Origin of the sequence: Staphylococcus sp. M0911 (assembly GCF_003491325.1) — a bacterium.
GTDB lineage: Bacteria > Bacillota > Bacilli > Staphylococcales > Staphylococcaceae > Staphylococcus > Staphylococcus warneri_A.
Map to the genome: position 1 here is coordinate 24,777 of NZ_CP022881.1, position 12,473 is coordinate 37,249.

Sequence of the window (12,473 nt, forward strand, 5' to 3'; positions counted from 1 at the left end):
TTAGTTGAATGAAGTGGCTAAAACAACTCCAATCCCTTCACACGAAACTGGTCATTGTCTATGTCTTACTGATTATTATTGGTATGCAAATTATTGGTCTATATTTTACTAATAGTTTGGAAAAGGAATTACTCGATAATTTTAAAAAGAACATTACACAATATGCAAAACAATTAGATGTAAGCATTGAAAAAGTATATAACGAAAAAGGTTCGGTCAACGCTCAAAAGGATATACAAAATCTTTTGAGCGAGTATGCCAACCGTCAAGAAATTGGTGAAATCCGCTTTATAGACAAAGACCAAATTATTATGGCAACAACTAAGCAGTCTAACCGCGATTTAATCAATCAAAAAGCCAACGATAGTTCTGTTCAAAAGGCATTATCACTTGGTCAAAGTAACAACCATATGGTGTTAAAAGACTATGGTAATGGTAAGGAACGGGTTTGGGTTTATAACATACCAGTTAAAGTTGATAAACAAACGATAGGTAATATTTACATAGAATCGAAAATCAATGATGTATATAACCAACTTAACAATATTAACCAAATCTTTATCGTAGGTACCGCTATTTCATTATTTATTACTGTGATACTCGGGTTCTTCATTGCGCGAACCATTACCAAACCTATTACCGACATGCGTAACCAGACAGTCGAGATGTCTAAAGGTAACTATACGCAACGTGTTAAAATCTATGGTAATGACGAAATCGGTGAACTCGCACTTGCATTCAATAATTTATCCAAGAGGGTACAAGAAGCACAAGCAAATACTGAAAGTGAGAAACGTCGTTTAGACTCTGTTATCACACATATGAGTGATGGTATCTTAGCGACAGATAGACGTGGACGTGTCCGTATTGCCAACGATATGGCACTTAAAATGCTAGGCATGGCTAAAGAAGACCTTATTGGTTATTACATGCTAAGTGTATTGAATTTAGAAGAAGAATTCTCATTAGATGAAATTCAAGAAAATAATGACAGCTTTTTATTAGATATTAACGAAGAAGAAGGCATCATTGCGCGTGTAAACTTCAGTACGATTGTTCAAGAAACAGGCTTTGTGACAGGTTACATCGCCGTATTACATGATGTAACAGAACAACAACAAGTAGAACGTGAACGTCGTGAATTCGTAGCTAACGTATCACACGAATTACGTACACCATTAACTTCTATGAACAGTTATATTGAGGCACTTGAAGAAGGTGCTTGGAAAGATGATAACTTAGCACCACAATTCTTATCCGTAACACGTGAAGAAACAGAACGTATGATTCGACTTGTTAACGACTTACTTCAATTATCTAAAATGGATAATGAATCAGATCAAATTACCAAAGAAATCGTCGACTTTAACATGTTTATTAATAAGATTATTAACCGACATGAAATGGCTGCTAAAGATACAACATTTGTTCGTGAAATTCCACAACAAACGATTTTCGCTGAAATAGACCCTGATAAGATGACGCAAGTATTTGATAACGTCATTACTAATGCAATGAAATATTCTCGTGGTGATAAACGCGTCGAGTTCCACGTGAAACAAAATGCACTTTACAATAGAATGACAATTCGTATTAAAGATAATGGTATCGGTATCCCTATTAATAAAGTAGATAAAATTTTCGATAGATTCTACCGTGTCGATAAAGCACGTACACGTAAAATGGGTGGTACAGGTCTTGGACTAGCCATCTCAAAAGAAATTGTTGAAGCACATAACGGTCGTATTTGGGCCAATAGTGTGGAAGGCCAAGGTACATCTATCTTCATAACACTACCATGCGAAATCATTGAAGACGGTGATTGGGATGAATAGTAAAGAACACATCAAAACGATTATCCTCGTCTTACTCGTGCTAATGAGTATCGTCTTAACTTATATGGTTTGGAATTTCTCGCCTGATTTATCTAATGCAGATAGTACACCAGAGAATAAGAGAGACAACACTAAACCCATTAGTAGACCAGGAACGGCTAAAATGGATAGTACCATCACACCGTTTCAAATTATTCATTCTAATGGTGAGAAAACAGAAGGTATGCCCGCAACAGGACATGCTATTTCGAATATAATTAGTCCTTTAAAAGATAAAGATATTGTCTCAGTACAACATTTAAAACGAAATCACAATTTAATTATTCCAGAACTGAGTGATAATTTTATCGTTCTTGATTTTACGTATGATCTACCGTTATCAACATATTTAAGCCAAATTTTAGATATTGATGCTAAGACACCGCGTCATTTTAACTTTAATCGACTACTTATAGATCAAGACCATGAAGGACGCGTCGTGTTATATGCAATTAGTAAAGATAGACATCAAGTCGTTAAAATGAAGACATCTGTTAAAGGTCAAGATGTTAATCAATCATTAACTAATCTGAAACCAGATATGGAGAAATATACTGAAATCATTACTAATAAAGAAACAATTGATAAAGCCACACACATTTTTGCGCCTAAAAAGCCAAAAGATATTAAGACATATCGTATGGTATTCAATATTATTAACGTTGAAAAAATGAATTCCGTATTATTCAATGATTCAACGATTGTGAGAAGTGCACAAAGTGGAGTGACAACTTACAACAATAATACAGGTGTAGCCAATTACAATGATAAGAGTGAGAAATATCATTATAGAAACTTATCAGAAGATGAGAAGAGTTCAACTAACATGGAAGATACTATTGGTGGGACATTCGAATTCCTCAATGCTCACGGTGGTTTCTTAGGCGAAGACTACCGTCTGTTTAGTACAGATAATATGAGTGGTGAATTAACATATCAACGCTTCTTAAATGGTTACCCTACGTTTAACAAACAAGATTTAAATGAGATTCAAGTCACTTGGGGTGAAAAAGGCGTCTTTGATTATCGACGTTCATTGCTAAGAACGGATGTAATCTTGAATAGTGGTGATAAAAAGTCACTTGAAAGTGCTGAATCTGTTCGTTCAGGACTTGCTAACAATAGTAATATCGACTTCGAGCGTGTGACTAACATCGCGGTAGGTTATGATATGGATGATCGACCTAACAATGATGATATCGAAGTGCAACGCAATAGTGAGTTTACACCTCGTTGGTATGTCGAATATGACGGTAAGTGGTATGCGTATAAAGATGGGGGGCTAGAATAAATGAACTGGAAATTGACCAAGACCTTATTCATTTTCGTATTTATTCTTGTAAACATCTTCCTCGTCGTGATTTATATTGATAAAGTAAATAAATCACAAATTAATGAAGCGGAAAGCGATAATCGCGTAAACTTCCAACAAGAAGAAATTAAAGTCCCTGAAGACGTCTTGAACAAAGATGTGAAAGATACGCAGATGCAACAAATCACAGCAGAATCTAAAGATTTCTCAAGTTATGCCAAAGAACGTTCAAGCTTGAGCGCATCGGAATCAGGAAAGTTACTTGATGGCGATATCTGTAGTACCGTTAACGTCAGTGATAAAAACCTTAAAGATATTAAGAATTACATGAAAGACAATGTTTATAAAGGTAAATATTATCAATTGAGTAAACTCGGTTCAGATACAATGACTTTTGAGCAAACCTATCAAGGTTACCCAATTATGAATAACAGTAAAGCTAGACTTAGCTTCAATATAGATAATGGCAAAGCAACAAGCTACAAACAGACAATGATGGACAACATTGAAGCGGCTAAAGGATCAAACAGTAGTAAAAACCAAGTCATAGGCCCGAGAAAGGCTATAGAAGCTTTATATTACAACCGTTACCTCAAACGTCATGATGAAGTGATAGACGCACGTTTAGGCTACTATTCAGTCGTTAAAGAAACAAACGTGCAACTACTACAACCTAACTGGGAAATCAAAGTCAAACACAACGGCAAAGACAGCACACAGACTTATTACGTCGAAGCCACAAGCACTAATCCCAAAGTAATAGACAAGTAAAAGGTCTGTAGAAAAGCGTTTAGAGTTTGAGCAGAATCGAAACGGCGAGCAAAATTGTTTTTCAAATTTTGTCGAGCTGTGAGTACTTCTGCCGATAACTCTGCTTTTCGAAAGCCGTCAATTATAGAATTATTATGATTAGTCTTGCTCCGGTAAGGTTGACTAGAAAAGAAAAAAGCTTGATACATTAGACCGTCTTTGTAATTTATTACTTAGACGGTTTTATGCATGAACTTTAGTTCATGTATACCTCTAAAGCTTAATTTGAACACATGAGTCAATACGCATGTGTAAGTCATTCTAATTTCTATAAGAAAAAGAATGACTTTACAGTCAACTACTGCCTAATTTTGAATGTAACTTGAAATATATTGATATCCTAGCTTGGAACCCTCAAAAGTAATACTTCGTATTGTATGACTTCGCATTCTTAGGGTACAGTTTCAGCGAGAAATACTGCACAGATAAATCTGTGAAGATTTTTAAGATCTTTAACTAGTACTGTTCCCTCAGGAGTCTTCGCCATAAATACTTCTTATTAATATATAAGTTTAACTGTCTACAAAGTTTCGTAATTTGTAGACAGTTTTTATATGTTTACTTGTATTTTGAACTAGTGTGAAATTAAATAAATAATCTAGCTGAAAACTTTAATTTAGCAATACACCGGTAGTTTAAAAAACGGAGTATTGGCAGATTAATATAAGAATTGGTATAGTATAATATAAGCTATTTTAAGAACGGGTGGAAGTGGGACAGAAATAACATTTTATTAAAATTGATTTCGTTGTTCCACCACGGCAAGGTTGACTAGAATTGAAAAACTTGATTTAAGTGAAAATCAATTCAGCCAACTACTGCCAATACAAAATGATAGCCTGAAACATTTGTTTATGTCTCCGGCTCAAAAAGTTAATTACTAACTAAAAGAATAATAGAAAAATGATACGGAAGGCACTCTTACGTCACTAAGAGGGATGAGTGCTTCAATTAGAAAGGATGAGCCGCTTGATACGCATGAGTGTATTAGCAAGTGGTAGTACTGGTAATGCCACATTTGTTGAAAATGAAAAAGGAAGTATCCTTGTCGATGTAGGCCTAACGGGTAAGAAGATGGAAGAACTCTTTGGCCAAATCGACCGAAATATTAAAGATTTAAACGGTATATTAGTGACTCATGAGCACATTGATCATATTAAAGGTCTAGGAGTCTTAGCACGTAAATATAACTTGCCTATATATGCGAATGAAAAGACATGGCAAGCAATTGAGAAGAAAGATAGCCGTATTCCAATGGATCAGAAATTTATTTTTAATCCGTATGAAACGCAATCAATTGCTGGGTTTGATATTGAGTCATTTAACGTCTCTCATGATGCGATAGATCCACAATTTTATATTTTCCATAATGATCATAAGAAATTTACGATTTTAACTGATACGGGTTATGTGTCAGATAGAATGAAAGGTATGATTCGTGGTAGTGATGCCTTTATCTTTGAGAGTAATCATGATGTGGATATGTTACGTATGTGTCGTTACCCTTGGAAGACGAAGCAACGTATTTTAGGAGATATGGGACACGTATCGAATGAGGATGCAGGTTTAGCAATGACTGATGTGATTACCGGTAATACAAAGCGTATATATCTATCACATTTATCTCAAGATAATAATATGAAAGATTTAGCGCGTATGAGTGTAGGACAAGTGTTAAACCAACATGATATAGATACTGAAAAAGAAGTATTGTTATGTGATACGGATAAAGCACAAGCGACACCTATTTATACTTTATAATGACATTTTAGACGGGAGTGAGACGGAAAGTCTCGCTCTTTTTTTTATACTATTTCTGTGGAAAAGTGGTAGAAGTAAGTCTTAAAAGTCATATTTATAGGGGATAACTTGATAAAAATAATTAAGACTATCGGGAAGTTATCCACTGAATTGTTCATAGTTACCCACAACTGTGTACAATACACAAAGAAATACCCACATTGTACACATACTTATCCACAAAATAACAGGTTATTCCACAGTTTTTGTGCATAAATCATAAAAATTTATAAAAAATACGAGGAGAAACTGATACAATAAGAGGGAATAGTGTGAACAAGTTGATAACTTGTGGATAACTCTAACAAGTACATCTCGGAGGATATTATGAAAATTACAATTCTGTCAGTTGGAAAACTTAAAGAAAAATACTGGAAACAAGCAATCGCTGAATATGAAAAGCGATTAGGTACATATACCAAAATTGAAATGATAGAAGTGCCAGATGAAAAGGCACCAGAAAATATGAGTGATAAAGAAATTGAACAAGTCAAAGAAAAAGAAGGCCAACGTCTATTAGCTAAAATCAAGCCACAAGCAAGTGTGATTACCTTAGAAATTGAAGGTAAAATGTTGTCATCAGAAGGCCTCGCTAAAGAACTCAACCAACGCATGACACAAGGCCAAAGCGACTTTGTATTTGTGGTAGGCGGATCCAACGGCCTACATCAAGACGTCTTACAACGCAGCAATTACGCCCTATCATTCAGCAAGATGACCTTCCCACACCAAATGATGCGCGTCGTGTTGATAGAGCAAGTATATCGAGCATTTAAGATTATGCGAGGAGAGGCTTATCATAAGTGATAAGGTTTTTTCATTCATTACATAAAATGAAAGTTTCACATTAATATATGTAGAAATATATTACACAGTGTATTACTATAAATTTATAGTTTAAATTATATGATTTAAAACATTATATAAAATATAAATAGGTTTTTAAAAGGGGAGTGTAGATTATATTTTATTTTCCTGATTATTTTGATTTGGATGAAGTTAAAAAACATAGTTTCTATATGTCTAGGTACTTCAACGATAATGTAATAGAAAATATGAGAGACCTATATAAACAAGACAAAAATATGTTTAATCAATTTCGTAAAGAATTACATATTAGAGGTATCGGGTTTAAGGAAGAATTACAAAATAATTTTTTTAAAGGTATAGAATACAGCGTATATCCTTATATTAAAATTAATGATAATAAAGATAGATACAAATCTTTTCCTTTCGAACTTTTTGGGTTAACACAAATAGTGACTGATTTAAAAATAGATTCAGATAAATTTTTTAATTATGTGCCAGTTAATGGTTTTGATAAATTTATAATGCCCGAGCGAAAAGAGTTATTTATCTCGAAATTAAAAGAATACGGGTTTGAATTATTTTATAAGCAAGAGGAAGTTATTGAAAAAAGGGTATATAACGAACTTGATATATCTAACTATGTTCCTTATCAATTATTTTCTCACTTTATTAAATATTGTAATAGAAAAGACTATACCATTAATGAGATTGATGAGGCATTAGTAGAATATAAAAATGCAAAAGGTACTAGAAAGAAAACATGGGAAAAACTATACAAATACTGCGTTGAAAAAAATTAGCAAAAAATTGTAGTAGTATAAAATATAATTTTCATAATAAAGAATTAGATGGACTATTAAGTTATTATAATAAGAGCTATTTGAAGTTTATGGATACATATTTTAGTGAAGATAATTTATTATCGAAAAGACCTTATGTATATGGACAAACTGTAATATGGGATATTTTTGAAAATTATAATGTATCAAACGAACATTATTTATTTAATCTTAATCATAAGTTGGCAGAATTAAAAAATCATGTCAATTATATATATATTAAGGATATTCCTATTTCTGATATTATAAATTTTTATGAGTTATCAAATATATTTTTAAATGAAAGAAGATTGGTAAACGAGTTAGGAATAGAACTTTATGATAAAGCTATTATCAAAATATTTTTAGATTTTATGGAGACATTACCTGATTTAACAAAAATTAAGAATGAGATTTTAAAATCGTTATCTGAAAGAGAATTTAAAGTACTTAGAAATAGACATAAAGGTAAAACTTTAGCGGAAATAGCTAAAGAAATTAATGTTACAAGAGAAAGAGTAAGACAAATAGAATCAAAAGCTAAACGTAATCTGAAAGATTCTAGCGAATTGAACAAAATGATAAATTTTGTTTTATTTAAATTCAGAAATAAATCTATTATTCAAATTTCACAAATTATAAAATACTTAAATATAGATTTAGAATATTGCTTTATAATTGCTATTTTATTAGAAGGAAACTCGATATATCTAGTAAAAAATGAATATATGCTATTGATTTCACATAAATTATATAAAAATATGAGGAATGAAATAGAATGGCATATTTCAAATGGCAGTGTGGTAATACCTTTGAGTGAATTAGAATATTTACATGAAGAAAACATGGAATTCGCTACAAAATGGTTGAATGAATTTAATTATAAATTAGTTAATAATAAATTTGTTCAATCTAATATATCAATAGTAGCTGCATTAGAGTACATTATGTATTCGAACAAAGATAAAATATTTATTAATAATGATGAAGGGTATAAAACTTTGAAATATCAAATCGAGACTTTATTTGATAAGGAAATTAATTCTAATCCCAGAGCGCTATTCTCAAGAGTAGCTGATGCTAAAAATGTTATTTTAATAGATAGAAATGCTTATAAATATGAAGATTTTGAAGATATCGATGGTGAGTTTTTGGTTGCAATCAAACAACTTGTAAATGAAGAACTTAACCAAGGTAAATATGCAGATCCTAGATTAATTTATAAGAATAATCCAAAATTAATGCAAGACAACAATGTTTATTCTTATTCACATTTGTATTCTATAATCAAAAATTTTTACTCTGAAGACTTTAAGGTTGGTCATCAAAACACACTTTATGTTTATGCAAAAGATTCTAATAATTTAACTGCAGAAGATATTTTAAACGATTATCTAAGAGAAAATTCACCTGCAAAAATTGAAGAAGTAATAAAAGATCTAAAATGGAAGAAGATCAAATTAGAACAAATGATTCCTAGGCTCGATGATGTCATAATAAATGGTAACCAAGAAATTATTCAAATTAGTGGAATTGAGGAAGAAATACAATATCAAGCACTACATAATTTAGTGAACAATGAAATAGAAAAAGGATATATAATTACTGCTGACTTGTATACGACAGTAGCTTTTGATGATAAGTTATCTGTATTGATAAATAAATATAATATTAATGATCTTCATAGTTTTGCGCAATTTATAAAATCTAAGTTCATGTTTATGCATGGTCATTCCCAATTCTTATATAGTAAGTATTCCGAATATAGAAATATCGAAGACATTATAGTATTTAAACTACCTAAGTTCACTACTTTTAAAAAATTACGTGATTTTATTTTTGAAAAAGGATATTCTGAACAGCGGTATTACAAAGCTAAAGATATATTAATAGAAACAAATAAAATTGTTCCATATAATAATGACTTTTTTCTTAATCTTGAAAAATTTGATTTTCCATTAAATGTTGAAAGGAAAATATTAGAAATACTTAAACTCAAATTCGAAGATAAAATATACATCAGTAAGTTACAACTTCAAGATATAGATATAGAACTTAATGATTCACTTATGGTTACTCCTGAAATCATAGCTAACGTCGCAAAAGCGAATGGTTATCATTTACTTGATGCTTATTATGGATCAACCTATGAATTACCAATTATCACAGTAAAAAAATTTAATTCTTATGCTGAATTTGTATATAAAATTATTAAAGAAGATTTTAAAGATATATATAATGAAGAAAATTTATTATTGTTTTTAAAAAGTTATGGATTAGTTCATCAAAACTCAGATCAAATATATTTTACACTTAAAGAAAGTGATTATTTTACTTTTGATAATCTTGTTTTTTTTTACTTAAATGAAAGAGGTGAATAAATGTTCGATAGTTTAGAGTTCAAATTACAATATAGGTCAAGTCATGATAATTTATTTGAACATTTTTATAAACCTTGTTTAAATAATGCAATTAAATATGATAGAGCTTCAGGGTATTTTACGAGTGAAAGTTTGAAATTATTAGCCGAGGGTTTAGATATATTTTTACATAATGATGGTCAAATTAGAATTGTAGCTAATCCTAAATTATCTCAAGAAGATATTGAGGCTATTGAAAAAGGTTATGCTGCAAGAGAGAGTGTAATCGAAAGACGTTTATTAAAAGAAATTGAATTAAGTTATAAATCAATTGAAGATGACACACTTAATGTTTTATCTTGGCTAATTTATCGAGGACAATTAGATATTAAAATTGCATTTACTACTAATGGCTCAATATATCACGAAAAATTTGGGATTTTTACTGATCAAAATAATAATTCAATTGCATTTTCGGGTTCCGCTAATGAAACATATAATGGATTAAGTCAAAATTTTGAAAAAATAGATGTCTATTCAAATAAACAAGATAAACATAGAATTGATAACGCAATAATGGATTTTGAAAAATTATGGTCAAATGAAACTAATGAATTAAAAGTAATAAATTTGCCAGAAACTATAAGAAAAAAATGATTGAATACAAATCTTTAGTACCACCGCCTGCCTTAAAAGATAAGGGGTTAGAAGAAAATGAAAGAAGAATTGAACCTAGAAAATATCAAAAAGAAGCAATCAATAGCTGGAAGAAAGCGGGATACAAAGGGATATTAGAAATGGCTACGGGAACAGGTAAAACCATAACCAGTCTATTAGCTGCAAAAGATTATAATGAAAAAGTGAAAAACTGTGTGACTGTTATTATTGTACCATTTCAACATTTAGTGAACCAATGGATAAAAGATATTGATTTTATATTAGGAACAGAGGTAGTTAGATGTATGGGATCTCAATCTTCATGGATAAACAGAGTGAGAGAAATGGTCCAAGAATATAATTTGGGGCTTGTTGATCAATTTGTAGTTGTGACGACTTATAAAACTGCAACTTCCTCATATTTTAAAAATTTATTTAGAAAATTGAATAAACCAGCAATGCTAATTACAGACGAATGTCACTACATCACTTTTAAAGGATTTAAAGATTTCCCATTTGAGAAATTCAATGCTCGACTAGGTTTATCAGCAACACCAGACCGTTGGTGGGATGAAGCAGGAACTACTTATATGAAAAAATCAGTCGGTGAAGTAGTCTATGAATATACTTTAGATCAAGCTATTAGTAATGAAAAATTAACAAAATATGATTATTATCCGCACCTTGTCGAATTTAATGAATCAGAAATGGTGGAATATAATAAAATTACACAACTAATTATTAATAATTTGAATAAAAAAGATAAAGATGAGGTTGATGCGAGAGAAAAATTAGAATCTTTATATAGAAAAAGATCTAATTTAATAAATAAAGCTAATAATAAGATAAATGTTTTCTTGCAAGATTTTAAAACTGAGGATCCTACAAAAATATCTCATACACTGGTTTATTGTGCTCCTGGAGATATAGATATGATTGTCAAATCAATTTCAGACTTAGGTGTAAAAGTTTCTAAATTTAATTCTGATGTTAAAAACAAGGATAGAGAAAAGTTGCTAACTATGTTTGAACAAGAACAAATACAAGTTTTAGTTGCTATTAAATGTTTGGATGAGGGCGTAGATGTGCCTGCAACTAAAACAGCATATTTTTTAGCAAGTACATCTAACCCGAGAGAATTTGTACAAAGAAGGGGACGAATTCTTAGAAAATATAAAGGAAAAACTTTTGCGGTAATACATGATTATATTGTATTGCCAATTGGGTTAACTTATGATGATTTTTATAAAATTGCAATAAAAGAATTACCTAGATTTTCTGAATTTAATGATAGTGCTATAAATACAACACAGAATAAAATAGAGATGAGTAAAATATTAGAAGATTATAATCTAACTCCCCTGATGTATAAAAAGCCATGGGATGTATATAAAGAAATGAAGGAGTTGTTTGATAATGACAGCATTAAATAATGAATTAAGTAAAAGATTATCAAATTTGGACGAGGAGTATGAAATATTATTAAGACCATTACTTAACGACTTAGCAAGTGCGAATACAAGTACAGAAGAAACATTAGCAAAAGATAAGTTCAAAAAACAATTAAGCGAATTTATTAAAGAAAGAGGTGAACAATGATATGAAACTTATTAAAATGGATTTAGAAAATTTTAGACAATACTATGGTAAGCAGTCTATTGAATTTGCATATCAAGATAAGCAAAACACTACTATTTTATTTGGGGAAAATGGTAAAGGAAAGACAGGTATATATAGAGCTATTATGTTTGTTTTATTTGGTTCAAAGAAAATTTCTCAAGATACAGCTAATGAAACTATACATTTGACGAACTTTAAGGTTATCGATGATGCTGCGGGTACATCTCAGTCTTCTGTTACCTTAAAATTTGAGCATGAAAATAATGTTTATGAAATCAAAAGAGTAATGAAAGCTACAAAATGGTCTTCAAATTTAATTCAAGAACAAGAAGGTGATGTCAGTCTTCTTGAAATTGATGCAAAAACAGGCCTAATGCTTTAACGGATAAACAAGAAATCAATATAAAAATAA

The 12,473-nt window shown here is 30.7% G+C and carries 11 protein-coding genes; all 11 read left to right on the plus strand.

Features of this window, described 5'->3' with window-relative positions; all coding sequences use genetic code 11:
* The first annotated feature begins 8 nt into the window (after positions 1 to 8).
* A complete protein-coding gene (walK, locus tag ssp1_RS00110; RefSeq protein WP_002451566.1) occupies positions 9 to 1,835 on the plus strand; it encodes a cell wall metabolism sensor histidine kinase WalK in 1,827 nt (608 codons plus the stop codon).
* The gene (gene yycH / locus ssp1_RS00115) at positions 1,828 to 3,165 is read left to right on the plus strand and encodes a two-component system activity regulator YycH (RefSeq protein ID WP_075778537.1); all 1,338 of its coding nucleotides are present in this window, start codon (positions 1,828 to 1,830) and stop codon (positions 3,163 to 3,165) included. Before walK ends, yycH begins: the two co-directional genes overlap by 8 nt.
* Positions 3,166 to 3,957, plus strand: coding sequence for a two-component system regulatory protein YycI (locus ssp1_RS00120; protein ID WP_118828047.1), 792 nt, complete (start codon positions 3,166 to 3,168; stop codon positions 3,955 to 3,957). It abuts the gene before it with no gap.
* A gap of 999 nt (positions 3,958 to 4,956) precedes the next feature.
* Positions 4,957 to 5,757 (plus strand): MBL fold metallo-hydrolase, encoded by an 801-nt coding sequence (locus ssp1_RS00125; RefSeq protein ID WP_015364556.1) that lies wholly within the window; start codon positions 4,957 to 4,959, stop codon positions 5,755 to 5,757.
* A gap of 366 nt (positions 5,758 to 6,123) precedes the next feature.
* Entirely contained in the window at positions 6,124 to 6,603 is a 480-nt protein-coding gene (rlmH, locus tag ssp1_RS00130) for a 23S rRNA (pseudouridine(1915)-N(3))-methyltransferase RlmH (protein ID WP_075777724.1), read from the plus strand.
* 182 nt (positions 6,604 to 6,785) lie between these two features.
* Positions 6,786 to 7,406, plus strand: a complete 621-nt coding sequence (locus tag ssp1_RS00135) for a hypothetical protein (protein ID WP_075777723.1) — start codon at positions 6,786 to 6,788, stop codon at positions 7,404 to 7,406.
* Positions 7,407 to 7,495: 89 nt separating this feature from the next.
* Positions 7,496 to 9,805 carry a sigma factor-like helix-turn-helix DNA-binding protein gene (locus ssp1_RS00140; protein WP_118828049.1) on the plus strand — a complete coding sequence of 770 codons (2,310 nt, stop codon included), beginning with the start codon at positions 7,496 to 7,498 and terminating at the stop codon, positions 9,803 to 9,805.
* Complete coding sequence (locus tag ssp1_RS00145; protein WP_075777720.1) at positions 9,806 to 10,441, plus strand: phospholipase D-like domain-containing protein; 636 nt, start codon at positions 9,806 to 9,808, stop codon at positions 10,439 to 10,441.
* Entirely contained in the window at positions 10,438 to 11,874 is a 1,437-nt protein-coding gene (locus tag ssp1_RS00150; RefSeq protein WP_107536295.1) for a DEAD/DEAH box helicase family protein, read from the plus strand. The genes ssp1_RS00145 and ssp1_RS00150 overlap by 4 nt, the downstream gene beginning before the upstream one ends.
* Complete coding sequence (locus ssp1_RS00155; RefSeq protein ID WP_075777718.1) at positions 11,858 to 12,040, plus strand: hypothetical protein; 183 nt, start codon at positions 11,858 to 11,860, stop codon at positions 12,038 to 12,040. The genes ssp1_RS00150 and ssp1_RS00155 overlap by 17 nt, the downstream gene beginning before the upstream one ends.
* A gap of 1 nt (position 12,041) precedes the next feature.
* Entirely contained in the window at positions 12,042 to 12,443 is a 402-nt protein-coding gene (locus tag ssp1_RS00160; RefSeq protein WP_075777717.1) for an AAA family ATPase, read from the plus strand.
* The last annotated feature ends 30 nt before the right edge of the window (positions 12,444 to 12,473 follow it).